This window comes from Algoriphagus vanfongensis DSM 17529 (genome assembly GCF_000429465.1).
In the GTDB taxonomy this organism is placed as follows: Bacteria; Bacteroidota; Bacteroidia; order Cytophagales; family Cyclobacteriaceae; genus Algoriphagus; species Algoriphagus vanfongensis.
Genome location: NZ_AUBX01000010.1, coordinates 138,534 through 156,289, shown reverse-complemented (window position 1 = coordinate 156,289; position 17,756 = coordinate 138,534). Strand labels below are relative to the sequence as shown.

Here is a 17,756-nt window from a genome sequence, read left to right as displayed (position 1 = left end):
GAAAAACCTGTAAAAATGCCTCTGGAGCTATTCTGGAGGCATTTTTTTATGGCATAAAAGTAGAAAGTCAATGATGTGCAAAGTTGGGTGTGGGATGTCGAATATGACCTTTAAACCTTGCGACCTTCCTACCTTTCAACTTTAAAACTTTTGACTCATGTGGAAAAATTACCTGAAAGTATCTTTTAGAAATCTCAGAAAGCGGAAGCTGTACACCGGGATCAATCTACTCGGGCTGACAATCGCTATTGTCAGTTTTTTGGCAATATGCCTCTACATCCAGCATGAATGGAGCTATGACAAAATGTATGCGGACCATGAGCGGATTTATAAGATCAATCAAGAATTTGTCTCTCAAGGTGAATCCAGACTGGTATCTTCTACTCCGTCGAGCTTGATTCCTACCTTGAAAGACGAGGTGCCTGAAGTGGAGGAGGGTACTTTGCTTTTTGATCTGAGTATATTTTCCTCGGTCATGATCGACGCTGGCGAAGGAAGTCAGGAAGAGAAGAAATTTGCTTTTGCAGATGAAAATTTTTTCGATGTTTTTGATTTTCAGATTCTGGCTGGAAATCCTTCTAGAATTTTGTCAGAGCCTAATCAACTAGTCTTGACAGCGAGTACTGCCAACAGGTACTTTGGTGGATATACTCAGGCAGTAGGCAAGGCTTTGAAAGTGGACGGGAAGGAATATCAAGTCAGTGGTGTGATGGAGGATTTCCCGAGTAATAGTCATATGGAATTTGATTTCTTGGCTTCCTTTCTTTCCCATCGGCATGGGAAAGATCCAGAATGGTCGCCGAGCAACTATTACACCTATGTCAAGCTCAGAGATGGGGTGGACCCGGTTTCCTTCCATTCCAAACTGGATCAAATTGTAGATAAATACTTGGGTTCGGAACTTGCTCAATATGGGTATAGCACCGCTTTTTACTTGCAGCCTGTTGCTCAGATTCACTTGGGAGATCAGTCTCTCAATGTCATTAAGCCCGGCTCAGATATCCGGTATATTTACATTTTTGGAGTAGTCGCATTACTATTGATGGCGATTGGGATTATCAATTATGTAAATCTGGCCACTGCAGAAGCTACAGAGAGAAACAAAGAAGTAGGCCTCAGAAAAACCTTGGGGGCCGGGAGAAGCCAACTCTTTGGTCAGTTTGTCTCTGAATCCATGCTTTTGACTCTGGGTGCTGCAGGACTGAGTATATTGGTTCTCAATCTGATCGTACCAAAATTCAAGGAGATTTCGGGTGTCCCGCTGAATCTGGATTTGTTTGCCACACCATTGGGAATTCTGGCGATGCTCGTTTTTGTCGCTGTGGTCGGGCTTCTGGCGGGCATGTATCCTTCGGTGATTTTGTCCGGCATGCAGCCTATCAAGGCTCTGACCAATAAGACAAAAATGGGGGGTGGTGCATGGGTGAGAAAATCTCTTGTTATGTTTCAGTTTTTTGTTTCGATCGGATTGTTGATGGCTACTTTGATAGTCAAAAACCAACTGGATTACATGCAGGATGTGAGTTTGGGGTATGAAAAAGAGCAAATTATTGCTGTGAATTATCATTACTCCATGCGAAACTCTATGGAAACGCTCAAAGGGGAGATGCTACGATCTGGAGCAGCCATTTCGGTAGCCAGAGCTGCAGATATGCCGATTCATATCAAAGCCGGTTACAAGGTGTTCCCAGGAGGAGACAATCAAAAAGAATTGATGATCACTGGCTACTCAGTAGATCCTGATATTTTGGAAACGATTCAACTGGACCTAGTGGCTGGAGAAAATTTCTCAGAAGCAGATCCTACTCGTGCAGAATTGGAAGATGAACATTCCCGAAATCCTATCTTGATGAATGAAGCGGCAGTCCAGCAGTTAGGCTGGTCTTCTGAGGAGGCTATTGGGAAAGTAGTAAATATGGGATTTTCTGAAAACTCTGTCATCAAAGGAGTGGTCAAAGACTTTTATTTTAACTCACTCCACCATGAGCTTGGCCCTCTGGTGATTTTCAACGATCCTGACCAGTCCAATGTGCTCTTGATCAAATTGCCGGCGGGAAACCCTTCGGCTCATTTGGCTACCTTGGAAGGAATATGGGACCGCATGCTTTCAGACCGGCCTTTCAACCCTGTCTTTGTGGATCAGGCCTATGATCAGTTGTATAGATCTGAACAAAAAGCAGGACTTATCTTTGGGATATTCTCTGCAATAGCCATTTTTATTGCCTGTATGGGACTATTTGGGCTGGTGAGCTATGTGGCGATGCGGAGAACTCGGGAGATAGGGATTCGCAAAGTACTCGGGGCCACTCAACAAAACGTGCTCTCTGTTTTGGCTGGAGATTTCCTCAAATTACTAGGGATAGCATCTGTATTTTCTATTGGTTTTGGTGTTTGGTTTTTCCAGGCTTGGATAGCTGATTTTGCCAATCGTATTTCTCTCAATTTCTGGCCTTTTATCTTGGCCATTGGCTTGGTATTTCTTCTTGCGATGCTCACGATTGGCTATAGAAGCTGGAAAGTATACTCACTCAATCCTGCCAAAACACTTAAATCTGATTAATCAACACATTCTTATATACATCATTATTTCATGATTCAACTTAAAGAAATCGATAAATACATCGAGTCTAGATTCCAGAGGATATTTATCCTGAAAGGAATAAACCTGACTATTCAGGAGGGGGAGTTTCTTACTCTGATGGGACCCAGTGGAGCCGGTAAATCTACACTATTGAATATCCTGGGATTATTGGATGAAGACTATGACGGAGAGTATTTATTTGGAAATAAAAATATCCGGACGATGAAAGAGCGAGAAAGATCCTCACTTCACAAGTCTGAATTTGGGTATATCTTCCAAGCCTATCATCTGATCGACGAATTGACGGTGTATGAAAACATAGAAACTCCGCTTTTGTATCGCAAAGTAGCTTCTGCTGAGCGCAAAAGTATCATCGCAGATTTACTGGATCGATTCAATATGGTAGCCAAAAAGGACCTGTTTCCCGCCCAGCTTTCCGGAGGACAGCAGCAGCTGGTAGGGATAGCGAGGGCTATTGCAGGTCGGCCAAGATTACTGTTGGCGGATGAGCCTACTGGCAATTTGCATTCCGGACAAGCTAAGGAAATCATGGAGGTATTTCAGGAACTTCATCAAGAGGGCACCACCATCATACAGGCTACTCATGCCCGTGAAAATGCTGATTATGGTACTCGCTTAATTAATTTATTGGACGGTAGAATAGAAAGTGATGAGAAAATATAAATTGATTCTGGCCTTGGGGCTGGGGATGATTTTCTGCTTGGGTGGGTATGCTCAGGATACCTTAAGGCTGGATTTCCGACAAGCTGTGGAGTTGGGGCTTCAGGCAAATCTGGACTATAGAATCCAGGAAAACAATATGGAAGTGCTCAAGAAAGAAAAGCAAGTAGCTTTAATGTCTCATCTTCCCAGCATAGGATTGAGCTCAAATTTCAGTCAATTAAAAGGTCAGCAGTCTCAGCTGGTCGAAGATCAGATTGTGGTCACCAATGTGACCAATAAAACAGTATCGGCTAATTTGAATGTAAGTGTTCCAGTTTTCAATTCTGGAAGAAGAATTTTGGATACGCAATCTGCCAATTTGGCTTTTCAGGCAGGTTCCAAAGGAATGGAGCGGGCCAGACAGCAAGTGATTTTTGATGTGGCACAGCGCTATTTGCAAGTCTTATTAGATCAAGAGCTGCTTCGGATATCGGATGAAAACCTTCAAAACCAGAAGGAAGTTCTCCGGCAAATCGAAGGATTTGTGGATGCAGGATTGAGAACTGTTTCTGACCTGTACAATCAGCAGTCAGAAGTAGCACGGGTGGAGTCGGTCAAGGTGGATGCAGAGATTGCCTTGGAAAATGACTTGTGGCTCCTAGCTGAGTATTTACAATTGGAAGTAGGAGTCATCCCTGTTTTGGAGGCTGTGAATACCAATTCTGGGACGAGAGAATTTCAGGATTATGAATTGAGTGAATTGTTTGAGATAGCTGAAATGAACCGATCGGATAAAGCTCAGCAACAGCTTTTGAAAACTTCTTATAAGAAAGACATGCAGGCCATCAAAGCGATGTATTTTCCGAGAATCAGTGCTTTTTATAATTACAATTCCTACTACACTTCCCTGGTAGAGGAGACGTTTCAAAACCAGTTTTGGGAGATTTATCCTCAGAATGTGCTAGGGGTCGGATTGACGATTCCGATTTTCACAAATTTTCAGACTCGACTGGATGTAGCCAGAGCCAAGGCGGTTTATAACAATCAGATTTTACAGGAAAAATCTATCGACCGAAAGGTTTTTCAGGAAGTAAAGCTAGCCCAGCAAAATTATCAAGCGGCAGTTCGCAAGGAATTCAACTCTCAGGTGCAGGTGAAGGCTGCCACAGAAGCTAAGAATGCTATTCAGGAAAGGTTTAGACTTGGCTTGTCCAATTTTGTTGATTTGGCTACGGCCAATCAACAATTCGTGGCTTCTCAAGCAGATCAAGCCCAAGCAGTTTACACCTTGTTTTTTCAAGATGTCTTGATGAAATATGCACTAGGAACACTGGATTTGGCACTCTAAAGCTCCTCCAAAATACCTGTGAGAATCAAACATCCGATTGATTACCAATCAATCGGGTGTTTAGCTTACAAATAACCAGCTAGTTTGTACACCAATATCCCTAGCCATTCTTTGAACAATTTGGTCCAATATTCTAGAGAAAAGGAATCTGGAAATAGCAGGCTTGGAATGTCGTACTTGACATCATGGCTATAATAGTCGGTGGGAAAAGTCTCAGTTTTCAGTCCCACTTTATCAAAGCAAGCTTGGGCTCGATACATGTGAAAAGCCGAAGTGATCAAGACAAATTCCTGATTGGTATCGATTCCTTTTTGTGCTAAAAATTCCTTTGTAAACTGTGCATTTTGGGCGGTGTTTTTACTTTGATCTTCAATCCAGATGTCTTCTTCAGGCATCCCAGTCATGATCAGAAAGCGCTGCAAAAGTTCGGCTTCGGATTGCGGATTGACAGGATTCAGTCCTTGGCCTCCGGTGATCAGTATTTTTTTGATTTTTCCCATTCGATAGAGCTGGAGGGCGTGCGTGATGCGGTCAGCGCCTTTGTTGAAAAATGTACGATCATAGGCGGTTTTACTTAGGTTGGTCACGCCGGTGAGGACGATCCCGATTTCATGAGTTTCGATTTCTTCGAAAGATTTAAAGTCCGGTTCCCAGGCTAGCAGAGCCAGATTGGAAAGAAAGGGATTGGTGAAGAAAAGTAGCAAAGCAATGCCCAACCAAAGAATCTTTTTGCCCCATTTCTTTCGATAGTAAATTGCTCCGCTGAGGATCAAGATCAGAACTAGCGTCAGAGGCATGGCCAAAAAACTCAGAAACTGCGAAAGGTAGAAGAACATAAAGCTGGGGTTTGCCGGACAAAGAAAGAAGGGAATCGTGCAATTTTCAAATTCATGGCGCATTTACATTTTTACAGTCGGATACTCTGCTTATTTATTTCTGTTCCAAATGAAATTCTTTCGTCCTTCCTGTTTCTTTAATCTCCTTGCGCAAGCTATTTTTGGTCATGAGTTCAAGCCAACCTAACCTATTGCCTTTATTGCAAAAGCTTTCTGCAGAACTAGAAGGAACCTTGCAATTTGATAGCCTTATCAGAACCCTCTATGCCACAGATGCTTCCGTGTATCGGGAGGTGCCGCTGGCAGTTGCTTTTCCGAAGTCAGTCTCGGATATCCAGAAATTGATTCGGTTTGCTACAGATTGTGGAACTTCTTTGATTCCCCGTACTGCTGGAACTTCTCTAGCTGGACAGTGTGTAGGCAATGGGATTGTGGTGGATGTTTCCAAGAATTTCACCCAAATTTTGGAATTCAACAAAGAGGAAAGATGGGTGAGAGTGCAGCCGGGAGTGGTCCGGGATGAGCTCAATCGATTTTTGAAACCCCATGGACTTTTCTTTAGCCCCATTACTTCCACAGCCAATCGTGCAATGATAGGAGGGATGGTTGGTAATAATTCCTCTGGGACAACCTCCATTGTCTATGGCGTGACGAGGGACAAAGTGATCTCTCTCAATACGGTTTTGAGCGATGGAAATGAGGTGGTATTTGAAGCTCTGACCAAGGAAGAATTTGAGCAAAAAAAGACATTAAACACCCTTGAGGGAAAAGTCTATCAGGAGATTTTCAAGGAACTGGATCAAGAAGAGGCTAGACAAGAAATCCATGCGCAGTTCCCCAAAAAATCTATTCATAGAAGAAATACAGGCTATGCTGTGGACGAATTGCTCCATTCGGAGATATTCGAAGGAGATGAAAAATTCAATTTCTGTAAGCTTTTGGCTGGTTCTGAAGGGACCTTAGCTTTTACCACTGAGATCAAGATCAGTTTGGATCCTTTGCCTGATCCTGTAGAAATCGTCGTGGCAGCGCATTTTGAGACGATCCATGAAAGCATGGTGGCTTCTCAAACGGCGATGAAGCACCCGGCGACTGCAGTGGAGTTGATGGATAAAATCATCTTGGATTGTACCAAGGAAAGTATTGAATATTCAAAAAACAGATATTTCGTCGAAGGCGATCCGGAAGCTTTGCTGATGGTAGAGTTTCGTGGTAAAACCCTAGAGGAAGCCATGGAAAAAGGGGAGAGCTTGGTCGAAGATTTTCGGCAAAAAGGAATCGGCTATGCCTATCCGATTATCGAACCAGCCTTGGTTTCTGCTGCTTGGGCATTGCGCTCGGCAGGCTTAGGTTTGCTAGCCAATATTCCTGGCGATCCCAAGGCCGTGGCTTGTATAGAAGATACAGCTGTGGATATAGAAGATCTAGCGGACTATATTGACGAAGTAGATGAAATGATGGCTGGATTCAATCAGAAGCCTGTCCACTATGCTCATGCGGGAGCGGGAGAAATCCACCTTCGACCGATTTTGGATTTGAAGACCAAGGAAGGGGTCGAGGATTTTTATAAGATTTCCTTGGCCTCTGCCGAATTGGTTAAAAAATATCAAGGTTCCCTCAGTGGGGAGCATGGAGATGGTCGAGTCAGAGCAGCTTTTATTCCATTGATGGTCGGTGAAAAGAACTACCAGCTTTTTCGTAGGATAAAATCCACTTGGGATCCCAAAAACATTTTCAATCCTGGCAAGATCGTAGATGCAGCTCCTATGAATGAGTTTTTGCGCTACGAGCCGGAAATGAAAACTCCTGTTCATCAGACGGAATTAGACTTTTCATCCACTGGAGGTATCCTAAGAATGGCTGAGAAGTGCAACGGTTCCGGAGATTGTCGTAAACTTCCAGGGTCTGGGGGGACGATGTGTCCATCCTACATGGCTACCAGAAATGAGCGTGATGCTGTACGTGGTCGCGCCAATACCTTGCGGGAGTTTTTGACTCGTGGAGAGCAAAAGGAGAACCCATTTGACCATCCCGAAATTAAGGAAGCGATGGATCTGTGTTTGAGTTGCAAAGGCTGTACCTCCGAGTGTCCTTCCAATGTGGACATGGCCAGCATGAAAGCTGAATTCCTATACCAATATCAGAAGACCAACGGAATTCCATTGAGATCCAAGGCTTTTGCCTATATCAATGAACTTAATGAATTTGGGTCAAAAACGGGCGGTTTGGCCAACTTCATGCTCGGCAATAAAATCACTGGTGGTGCGATGAAGTCTATTCTGGGAGTTGCGCCTCAGCGGAATCTGCCCGAGATCAGCAAGGTCAGCCTTAGAAAATGGTATAAGAAAAACTATCCCTCTCTTCCTGCGCCAGCTCTGACAATCAAGTCTGTTTATTTCTTTGTGGATGAGTTTACCAACTTCAACGATACCCAGATAGGAATCAAAGCGATATCCTTATTGAAGAGCCTAGGCTACGATGTGAAAGTCGTCGACCATGAAGAAAGTGGGCGATCAGCTCTTTCCAAAGGACTTTTGCCGAAGGCGAGAAAGCATGCGGAAGCCAATGTCAGAATTTTTGAAAAGTTGATAGATGGGAAAAGCCCTTTGATTGGCTTGGAGCCTTCTGCTATTTTGAGTTTCAGAGATGAGTATCCTCGGATCGTTTCGAAAGATCTTGTCGATGCAGCGAAGAAGCTGAAATTTCATGTCAAGCTGATCGATGAGTTTTTGGCTCAAGAAGCCGCCGCAGGTAATATCACATCAGAAGTCTTCACAAATACAGAAAAGAAGATAAAACTACATGGTCACTGTCATCAGAAGGCACTTTCTTCGGTGACCTGGACGCAGAAGATATTGTCTTTGCCAGTCAATTATTCGGTGGAAACTATCCCGAGTGGCTGCTGTGGGATGGCGGGCAGCTTTGGCTATGAAGCGGAGCACTATGAGGTGTCTCAGCAAGTTGGCGAGCTGGTTCTTTTTCCAGCAGTGCGAAAAGCCGATGCAAAAACGATCATTGCGGCTCCAGGCACTTCCTGTCGCCACCAAATCGCAGATGGAACCGGCAGAAAGGCACAGCATCCGGTGGAGATCCTATGGGAGGCTTTGAAAAAATAGTATTTAGTATGTGGTATTTAGGATCGGAAAGAGTGTCTAAATAATTCTTTTCCACAATACTAAATACCACATAGCATTTACTATTACCCCACCACTTTTCTCAAAATGTATTCGATACATCTGGCTGCCAATCGAGCAGTGGCATTGTCCTGATCAAATCGTGGATTGAGTTCGACTACATCTAGAGAGATCATCTTTTTGCTTTTAGCGATCAATTCAAAAACCTTAAATGCAATCTGTGGACTGAAGCCCATCGGGGAAGAAGCCGAAACACCCGGCGCAAAGGCTGAAGCAAACCCATCCAAATCGATAGTCAAGTAAACCTTGTTGACCGAATCCAAAAACCAGATGATCTGCTCTTCGATGTATTCCCAATTTTGAAGGCGAAACTGCTCCATAACCAGGTAATTGGCATTTTTCTCTTTTGCAGTCTGGAAGAGTGACTTGGGGTTGGCTGCACGCTGTATTCCCAATGCCAAATAGCGAAACTGATCGGGATATTCTTCATAAAGCTGGCTGAATGGAGATCCCGAATGCCCTTTTCCATTGACTTTTGGGCGTAGGTCAAAATGTGCATCCAGATTGATGATTCCCAGTTTTTCTTCTTTGGGAGCCAAGTAATTCAGCAGACCTTTCCCATGTGCATAGGCCAAATCGTGTCCACCTCCAAGTAGCACGGGGAAATGCTTGTTTCTTAAAAGGTTTTGAACAGTTTCAGCGATTTTTTCTTGGCTTGACTCCAAGTCAGAATCCTTAGTCAGGATATCTCCATAGTCTAGGATATGGCTATTATCGGCTAGGTGATGAGCAGTGCTTCCCAGAAACTTTCGGATTTGATCCGGTGCGTCTTTGGTACCAGGCCGCCCCTGATTTCTTTTGACTCCTTCTTCTCCGGGATAGCCCAATATTCCGATTTTTTTGCCATTGGCTTGAGAAAAATTCAAATCCGAGATGCATTCGACAAATTGATGCCAGTATTCGGGCTGTTCGGATTTTCTGCCGGTCCACGCATCGGAATTTGGGTTGTGATGGAGATTCATAGATAGTGAGTTAAAAATCAATTAATTGACTAAATTCAGAGCAGGTTTTGTTCGCTCTTTGATCTAAAATGGCGATTTCCGTCAGGAAAAGAAACGAAATGAAGTAAAATAAAGGAGGTGGGTATGAAAGAATATCGAATTCCGCAAAAGGAAAATGTAGATTTGGATGTGCTGAATGAGTCCCGAGATGTCTCCTATACCTATGCGGATTATCTCAAATGGGACTATGAGGAGATTGTGGAACTGATCAAGGGGAATATCTTTGCAAAGGCAGTGGCTCCCAGTCGGACTCATCAGGGAGTGTCGGGGAATATTTATGCCAGTTTATGGAGCTTTTTAAAAAGCTATCCTTGTAAGGTTTATTCGGCACCCTTTGATGTGCGTCTTTCCAAAGATCCGGCTTACCACAAAATAGACTCGGTTGTTCAGCCTGATATTTCGGTGATTTGTGATCAGTCCAAGTTGGATGATAAGGGCTGCTGGGGAGCGCCTGACCTGATTGTGGAAGTGCTTTCCCCCGGAAATAGTAAGGTTGAGCTTCAGCATAAATACGAACTCTACCAAGAATATGGAGTTCGTGAATATTGGGTGGTACATCCCGTCGAATGTACCTTGCTGATCTATTCCCTTGTGGACGGAAGGTATCAAGCTTCCAGACTTTTTACCGCAGGAGATAAGGTGCAATCAAGTGTATTGCCAGGGTTTGAGTTAGACTTGGAAGAGGTGTTTTCTGACTATTAGAATAAAAAGATCTGCTGCTTCTCCAGAAGCAGCAGATCGAATACCTGTTATCCTGCTCCTGAAGAAGCAGGATTTGTTGTACTTGACTTTCTAAAATTCTATCGAGCCGATAATCTCTTCATCCACCAAATTCGGCATGGTGACTTTCAAGGAAGGTGTGCGGTCCATTTCACGTTGGATAGCCTCCAAGGAACCTGAATTTCTCGCCCATGCTCTTCGTGCAATTCCATTGTTTACATCATAGAAAAGCATGGATTTAAGATTTTGTTCTGCTTTTTGACTGCCGTCCAATACCATTCCGAAACCACCATTCATCACTTCACCCCAACCAACTCCGCCACCATTGTGAATGGAAACCCAAGTGGCTCCTCTAAAACTATCACCGATTACATTATGAATGGACATATCTGCAGTAAACCGGCTTCCGTCGTAAATATTGGAGGTTTCTCTATAAGGAGAATCCGTCCCGCTGACATCATGATGATCTCTGCCCAATACGATAGGTGCTGAAATTTCCCCTGATTCAATAGCCTCATTAAAAGCTAAAGCGATTTTGGATCTTCCTTCCGCATCGGCGTATAGGATTCGAGCCTGAGATCCCACTACCAACTTGTTTTTCTCAGCTTCCTCAATCCAGGTGATATTGTCCTGCATTTGCTGTTGGATAGATTCTGGGGAGCTTGCCATGATTTCTTTCAAAACTTTGGCTGCGATTTGATCGGACTTTCTAAGATCTTCTGCCTTTCCCGAAGTACAGACCCATCTGAACGGTCCAAAACCATAATCGAAGCACATCGGTCCCAAAATATCCTGAACATAACTCGGATATCGGAAATCAATTCCATTTTCTGCCATCACTTCAGCTCCCGCTCTGGATGCTTCCAAAAGGAAGGCATTGCCATAGTCAAAGAAGTAAGTTCCTTTTGCGGTGTGTTTATTGACAGCAGCAGCATGTCTTCGGAGAGACTCTTGAACTTTTGACTTAAAGAGTTCAGGATTTTCGGCCATCAGTTGGTTAGACTCGTCGAAAGATAATCCAACAGGATAATAGCCTCCAGCCCAAGGATTGTGAAGGGAAGTTTGGTCCGAACCCAATTCTACAAAGAGATTTTCTTGGTCAAATTTTTCCCAAACATCCACGATGTTTCCGATAAATGCGATAGAAACTATCTCCTCATTTGCTTTAGCTCTCTGAACTCGATCGACCAAAACATCCATGTCGTCGATCAATTCATCCACCCAGCCTTGACTATGTCGTTTGGTAGCTGCATTGGGATTGACTTCAGCACAGATCGTGATGCAACCGGCAATATTTCCAGCTTTGGGTTGGGCACCACTCATTCCGCCTAGACCAGCAGTTAAAAATATCTTTCCTTTTGGACTGATGCCAACTCCCAATTTTTTCCGAAAAGCATTCATAACCGTGATGGTTGTGCCATGCACAATTCCTTGTGGTCCTATGTACATATAGGAACCCGCTGTCATTTGACCATATTGAGTGACTCCAAGCGCATTGTAGCGCTCCCAATCGTCCGGTTTGGAGTAGTTGGGAATCATCATGCCATTGGTGACCACCACTCTTGGTGCATCAGGAGAGGAAGGGAAAAGTCCCATCGGGTGTCCCGAGTACATGTGCAATGTCTGCTCATCTGTCATTTCCGAGAGGTATTTCATGGTGAGCAGGTATTGAGCCCAATTTTGAAAAACAGCTCCATTTCCACCATAAGTGATCAATTCGTCAGGATGCTGGGCCACGGCTGGATCCAAGTTATTCTGGATCATCAGCATGATAGCCGCAGCCTGAGAGGATTTGGCCGGATATTCCGAAATCGGTCTGGCATACATTTCATATTCTGGCTGAAATCTATACATGTAGATTCTTCCATATTCCTTCAGTTCTTCTGCAAACTCTACAGCTAATTCCTGATGCCATTCCTTGGGAAAATAACGGAGAGCGTTTGCTAGAGCCAGTTTTTTTTCTTCTTTCGAAAGTATATCCTGCCGCTTTGGAGCATGTGAAACCTCTAGATTTCTTGATTTTTTGGCAGGTAAATTGGCAGAGATGCCTTGTTTTATAAGTTGATGAAAAGCCATTTTATTTACGAATTACGATATGCGATTTACGAGGTCGTTGTGAACCTCAAATGGACCAGATTATGGAATCTTTTTTGAATCTAATGTCTTGTGTCTTGCATCTAGATTCTTATATTTTCAAGCCATTTTTCCAGACTTGTTCTGGTTTGAACTTGCCTTGATGGTAGAGAATCTCTCGATAGTCAGAGGTAGGATACAGGATGAAATCGGCTTTTTGTCCTACTTCGATTTTTCCTCGATCATCCAGCCCCAATGCCGCAGCAGCTCGGAAAGTGATGGCGGCAAAAACCTCTGCAGTGCTGAGTTTTTCAAAGGTAGCTAGGATAGATGCTTGAGCTATCAAATCTCCCATTGGAGCCGATCCAGGATTCCAGTCGGTGGCGATCGCTAGCGCTCCTCCCAAATCCAATAGTTTTCGGGCAGCGGTAAAATCACATCCCAAGCCTATCGAAGCACCCGGAAGAGCAACTCCGATGGTGTCGGATGCTGCCAGTCGCTGAATATCCTCCTTTGTACTGGCCTCCAAATGATCTGCCGAAAGAGCTCCCGCTGCGATGGCTGCTTGAGATCCGCCAGAGCTAAACTGATCTGCATGGACAGTGATCTCAAAGCCCATTTCTTTGGCTCTTTGGAAATAAGGGATGATTTCGTCTGGACTGAAAGCGGATTTTTCTATAAAAGCATCGATTCGTCCACTCAGATTCTCTTTTTTCAGAAGAGGAAAAAGCTTTTGGGAGATTTCTTCCAAATAGGAGTGAGCAGATCCGTCATAATCCTTGGGAAGCATGTGTGCCGCCAAGCAGGTAGCGATCAAATCTGCTTTGGTTTTGGATTGGGCTTGATGGATGGCAGTCAGCATTTTGATTTCTTCCAAAATGGAAAGTCCATAGCCGCTCTTTACCTCAATCGTCGTCACACCTTCCTGTAGGTGTCGATTGGCTCGCATGATGGTGTTTTTGGCCAGATCAGCTGAGCTCAGCTTGCGAGTCTGAGTGACGGTATCCCAAATTCCCCCGCCGGCCTGTGCTATTTCCAAGTAAGTTTTGCCGGCATTGCGCATGGCAAAGTCTTGCGCCCGGCTGCCTCCAAAACAAATGTGGGTATGACAGTCTACCAAACCTGGCAATGCTACATAATTGCCATTCAGATCGACTCGCTTGACTTCAGTCAGGTCTATCTTTTTTCGCAAAGTTTCGAAAGAATCGATGGCCAGAATTTGTTCTCCGTCGGTCAGGATACCTGCTTGGGAGATCACTTCCAGTTGCTCGTCTTTCAACGCACCTTTGAGAGGTAAATTTCTCATAGTGACTACTTGAGAAATCGGCCCGATTAATTTTTTGTTTTTCATCGGTTTTTGGGTTTAGTAGCTGAATCTTTCAGTCCATTCAGTATCAAAAGATAGGTTTTCAGTCTGAGCAACCTTCTTCGCCAAGTGTACTAATTCACCAGATCGAATAAGATTAATGGCTGTTTCCATGTCCTCATACATCACTCGATCACTCACCACTGGACTGATTTGTTCGCGCACTTTGTCGTAGATAGCGGTCATGATTTTGCCGGACTTCATCGGAGCATGGTAGTCCATGGCCTGTGCTGCATAGAAGAGTTCAATGCCTAGGATTTTTTCCACATTTTCGATGACTCTCAAAGCTTTTCTTCCTCCTATGCTCCCCATACTGACATGATCTTCCTGTCCCAAAGACGTAGGAATAGAATCGGCAGAAGCAGGAAAACATAAACCTTTGTTTTCTGAAGCCAAGGCAGCTGTTGTGTATTGAGGGATCATAAGGCCGGAGTTGAGACCTGTTTCTTTCAAAAGCAATTTGGGGACGCCAGGAGTATCCCCTTCTATCGAGAGGTAGATTCTTCGGTCAGAAATATTTCCCAATTCTGATGCAGCAAGACATGCATAATCCAGCGTCATGGCAATCGGCTGTCCATGAAAATGACCTCCCGAAACCGTGTGGTTTTCATCAAACACGACAGGGTTGTCCGTGACGGAATTGATCTCGATTTCCAACGTATCTTTGACATGTAGCCAGGCATTCCAGCTGGCGCCGTGAACTTGTGGCATGCAGCGGAGAGAATAGGGATCCTGCACTCGGGCACAGTTGATATGGGAATTCACGATCTCGGATTCGTGGAGGAGATTGAGGATGGTTTGCGCGACATGTTGATTTCCTGCAAATGGGCGGAGCTCATGTAGTTCTGCCGAAAAAGGTTTGACAGAACCCATCAATCCCTCAATCATCATGGCTCCTGTGATACTGGCATGGGTGAGTAGGTTATGAAGTTTTTCGACGATTTTCATCCCATGTGCGGCCATAAACTGAGTGCCATTGATCAATGCCAAGCCCTCTTTTGGTCCCAATTTCAAAGACTTTTGATGGTATTCTTCCAGTACGACTTGGGTCGGTAAAAATCTTCCCTGATGCCAGACTTTCCCCAAGCCGATCAAGGGTAAAAACAAATGAGACAAGGGGGCCAAATCACCCGATGCACCGACGGAGCCTTGAATAGGAACCAATGGAATCAGGTCTTTGTCGAGCATCCAGTGAATCCGCTGGATGGTTTCCAGTCTTATCCCAGAATAGCCTTGAGCCAAAGCATGGATCTTTAGCACCATCATCAATCTGGCAATTTCTAGATCCACGGGTTCGCCTACACCGACTGCATGACTTTTGAGTAGGTTTTCTTGTAGGGTAGTCGTATCTGATGCAGATATTTTGCTGGTGCAAAGTGGTCCAAAACCAGTGTTGATCCCATAAACAGCTTTTTCGCCTTGGGCTATTTTTGCGACAGCGGCTGCCGAAGATTCGATTTGCTGTATTGTGCACTTAGAAAAAACACCTTGAATCTCTTTTCGGGCTAGTTTGAGTGCAATGGATGCAGTCAAATGGTCCTGACCGTAGTGGAACGTTTGCATGATTTGGGTGGGTTTATATTCTTCCATCAAAGATACGGTCTTTGATTGATGCTTTTTGATACTATTTTTGTCAATATATAATAACCAGTAGGTATCAATGGAGCTAAGGCATTTACTTTATTTTCAGGCTGTGGCTGAGGAGTTGAGTTTTCGAAAAGCAGCTGATAAGCTTTTTATTTCTCAGCCGGGACTGAGCCGTCAGATCAAACAGCTGGAGGAAAAACTTGCCGTACAGCTGTTTGAGCGAGATCAGAAGCATGTAGAACTGACAGCAGCGGGAGTTTATCTGAAGGGAGAGGTGGACTTTGTCCTGAATCACTTGGAGACTACTAAAAATCAACTGAAGGAAATTGCAGCAGGGAAAGTAGGGGAGTTGAGAGTAGGTTTTTTGGGTTCCGCATCCAATCGTGTCCTGCCAGATTTGCTGCAGAAGCTCAATCAGGATCAGCCAGAGATCACGACAAGTCTGGAAGAACTCAGCAATGCCATGCAGGTGGAAATGATCCAAAAGGACAGTCTTGATTTGGGATTTGTAAGGATGTCGACGGTGCCGGAAAATCTGGAAAAGAAAACGGTGCTGAAGGATACTTTTTCGTTGGTAGTTCCGCTTGATCATCCTATCGATGAGGAATCATTTCTTAGTTTGAGGCAATTTGCCGAAATGCCCTTCATTTTGTTTTCGAGTGATTATAGCAAGCATTACTACGATCAGATCTTGGGGATTTGTCGTTCGGCAGGTTTTTCTCCAAAGACCAAGCACAAATCAGTGCATGCGCTGACGATCTTCAAAATGGTAGAAAATGGCCTGGGAGTGGCGATTGTGCCGAGCTCCTTGCAAGAGGGGTATGAACTGAAGGTTCGGTTTATGGAAATTCCGGAGACGGAAGAGTTTACTGAGCTATCGGTGATTTGGAAGCCGGAAAATAGAAATCCGGCGTTGAAGCGGGCGTTGGATCTGATTTGACGATCGGTAAAGTAAAAAAATGAACTAGGCGATTTCTTTGAAACCACCCAGTTGTGCTACCCAATTATAAGGAGCTTTTTTGATCAGTTCATTGTATTGTTTTCTGTTGACTTTCATCTGACGAAGTAGCTTTAGCGCTTCCTCTTTTTTGTCCAGAGATAGAGTGAGATTTTTCAACTTTTCGATCAATAGATCAGGATTTGTATGATCTTCTGGTCCCAAAGTCAACTCGGGTACAGCTAGACTTAACTGTAAACCGAGTTCTTTTTGGAGATTCAGCTTCTTCAGGAGTGAATTTTTCACTGTAAGGAAAAAAAGGAGGCTTGCGCCTCCCATAGTCAGAAATAATGGAATATATCCCATATCAGATACTTAGAATGTCTAGTAATTTCAATTGGTCCTCGTTGATAGGCTTGGTTTTGCCGATGCAGTCAGCAAATGAAGTATAGACGACTTCCTGATGAATAATTCCCGCCATGCAGTTGACTTTGCCAGAAATGAGGCCTTCTACTGCGGCCATTCCACATCGACTGGCCAATACTCGGTCACGAGCGGTAGGATTGCCACCTCTCTGAATATGCCCCAGAGTAGTGACTTTGAATTCTTTGCTATCGTCTTTGATTTTGGTCTTTACCTTAGCCATCACCTCTTCTGCATTTCCCTCCTCGTCGCCTTCAGCTACTACAATCACACAGGAGGTTTTCGTTTTTCGGAGATTTTTGAGAGACTTCACTACGGCATCCAGGTCTGTTTTGGTTTCTGGTACCATGACGAATTCCGCTCCGCCACCGATTCCTGACTCCACAGCAATAAACCCAGCATCTCTACCCATCACTTCGATAAAGAAGATTCTGTCATGGGCGGCGGCTGTGTCCCTGATTTTGTCGATAGCCTCCAAGGCAGTATTTACAGCTGTATCAAAACCGATCGTATAGTCTGTGCCATAGATATCATTATCGATAGTGCCGGGGCATCCCACCGTAGGAATTCCAAATTCCTCAAAGAAGATCTTGGCACCTGTGAAAGTACCATCGCCACCGATAGCTACAATCCCGTCTATACCGTGTTTGACTAGATTGTCATAGGCAGCTTTTCTTCCTTCTGGAGTTCTGAATTCTTGTGATCTTGCTGACTTGAGGATAGTACCTCCCCGCTGCACAATATTACTGACAGAGTGTGAATAGAGCCGTTTGATATCTCCTTCTATCATCCCCTCATAGCCCCGGTTGATTCCATAGACTTCCAGCCCTTTATAGATGGCAGTTCTCACTACTGCTCTGATGCATGCATTCATTCCGGGACTGTCTCCCCCAGATGTAAAAACAGCGATTTTTTTCATGTTAATAGGTTTTAAGCCTCCCAAAAATAGGGATTAATGAAGGAAAGCAGTAGTTTCTGGGATGAATAAAGTATAAATTTTTGCCAAAGGTAAGACTTTGAAAAATCC

At 44.2% G+C, this 17,756-nt stretch carries 13 protein-coding genes; 6 read left to right on the top strand and 7 right to left on the bottom strand.

The features are described 5' to 3' along the window. Positions 1-157: 157 nt before the first annotated feature. Genes G460_RS0105830 through G460_RS21515 form a run of 3 tightly spaced genes read left to right on the top strand, consistent with a single transcriptional unit; the run spans position 158 to position 4,592 of the window. Positions 158-2,560, top strand: a complete 2,403-nt coding sequence (locus tag G460_RS0105830) for an ABC transporter permease (protein WP_026954476.1) — start codon at positions 158-160, stop codon at positions 2,558-2,560. A gap of 30 nt (positions 2,561-2,590) precedes the next feature. Beyond that, complete coding sequence (locus G460_RS0105825) at positions 2,591-3,265, top strand: ABC transporter ATP-binding protein (protein ID WP_026954475.1); 675 nt, start codon at positions 2,591-2,593, stop codon at positions 3,263-3,265. Further along, positions 3,252-4,592, top strand: coding sequence for a TolC family protein (locus G460_RS21515; protein ID WP_035464038.1), 1,341 nt, complete (start codon positions 3,252-3,254; stop codon positions 4,590-4,592). The genes G460_RS0105825 and G460_RS21515 overlap by 14 nt, the downstream gene beginning before the upstream one ends. 65 nt (positions 4,593-4,657) lie before the next feature. Here the strand turns inward: G460_RS21515 and G460_RS0105815 are convergent, their stop codons facing one another. Further along, entirely contained in the window at positions 4,658-5,428 is a 771-nt protein-coding gene (locus G460_RS0105815; protein WP_026954474.1) for a YdcF family protein, read from the bottom strand. Positions 5,429-5,595: 167 nt separating this feature from the next. On the opposite strand from G460_RS0105815, the gene G460_RS0105810 reads away from it, so the two are divergent. Further along, positions 5,596-8,544 carry an FAD-binding and (Fe-S)-binding domain-containing protein gene (locus tag G460_RS0105810; RefSeq protein WP_026954473.1) on the top strand — a complete coding sequence of 983 codons (2,949 nt, stop codon included), beginning with the start codon at positions 5,596-5,598 and terminating at the stop codon, positions 8,542-8,544. Between the two features lie 83 nt (positions 8,545-8,627). On the opposite strand, the gene hutG is transcribed toward G460_RS0105810, so the two are convergent. After that, the gene (gene hutG / locus G460_RS0105805; RefSeq protein WP_026954472.1) at positions 8,628-9,584 is read right to left on the bottom strand and encodes a formimidoylglutamase; all 957 of its coding nucleotides are present in this window, start codon (positions 9,582-9,584) and stop codon (positions 8,628-8,630) included. Positions 9,585-9,707: 123 nt separating this feature from the next. Here hutG and G460_RS0105800 point away from each other — a divergent pair, with 123 nt between their 5' ends. Then, positions 9,708-10,325, top strand: a complete 618-nt coding sequence (locus tag G460_RS0105800) for a Uma2 family endonuclease (RefSeq protein ID WP_084421170.1) — start codon at positions 9,708-9,710, stop codon at positions 10,323-10,325. A 90-nt stretch (positions 10,326-10,415) separates the two neighbouring features. On the opposite strand, the gene G460_RS0105795 is transcribed toward G460_RS0105800, so the two are convergent. The 3 genes from G460_RS0105795 to hutH form a co-directional block, all read right to left on the bottom strand. After that, entirely contained in the window at positions 10,416-12,419 is a 2,004-nt protein-coding gene (locus G460_RS0105795) for a urocanate hydratase (protein ID WP_026954470.1), read from the bottom strand. A 109-nt stretch (positions 12,420-12,528) separates the two neighbouring features. Continuing rightward, a complete protein-coding gene (gene hutI / locus G460_RS0105790) occupies positions 12,529-13,767 on the bottom strand; it encodes an imidazolonepropionase (RefSeq protein WP_026954469.1) in 1,239 nt (412 codons plus the stop codon). A gap of 12 nt (positions 13,768-13,779) precedes the next feature. Further along, entirely contained in the window at positions 13,780-15,345 is a 1,566-nt protein-coding gene (gene hutH, locus G460_RS0105785) for a histidine ammonia-lyase (protein WP_035464164.1), read from the bottom strand. Between the two features lie 97 nt (positions 15,346-15,442). On the opposite strand from hutH, the gene G460_RS0105780 reads away from it, so the two are divergent. Next, a complete protein-coding gene (locus tag G460_RS0105780) occupies positions 15,443-16,309 on the top strand; it encodes a LysR family transcriptional regulator (RefSeq protein ID WP_026954467.1) in 867 nt (288 codons plus the stop codon). 24 nt (positions 16,310-16,333) lie between these two features. Here G460_RS0105780 and G460_RS0105775 read toward each other — a convergent pair whose 3' ends face one another. Further along, positions 16,334-16,612 carry a hypothetical protein gene (locus tag G460_RS0105775; protein ID WP_157366874.1) on the bottom strand — a complete coding sequence of 93 codons (279 nt, stop codon included), beginning with the start codon at positions 16,610-16,612 and terminating at the stop codon, positions 16,334-16,336. Between the two features lie 61 nt (positions 16,613-16,673). Next, complete coding sequence (gene pfkA / locus G460_RS0105770) at positions 16,674-17,648, bottom strand: 6-phosphofructokinase (protein WP_026954465.1); 975 nt, start codon at positions 17,646-17,648, stop codon at positions 16,674-16,676. Positions 17,649-17,756: the final 108 nt, after the last annotated feature.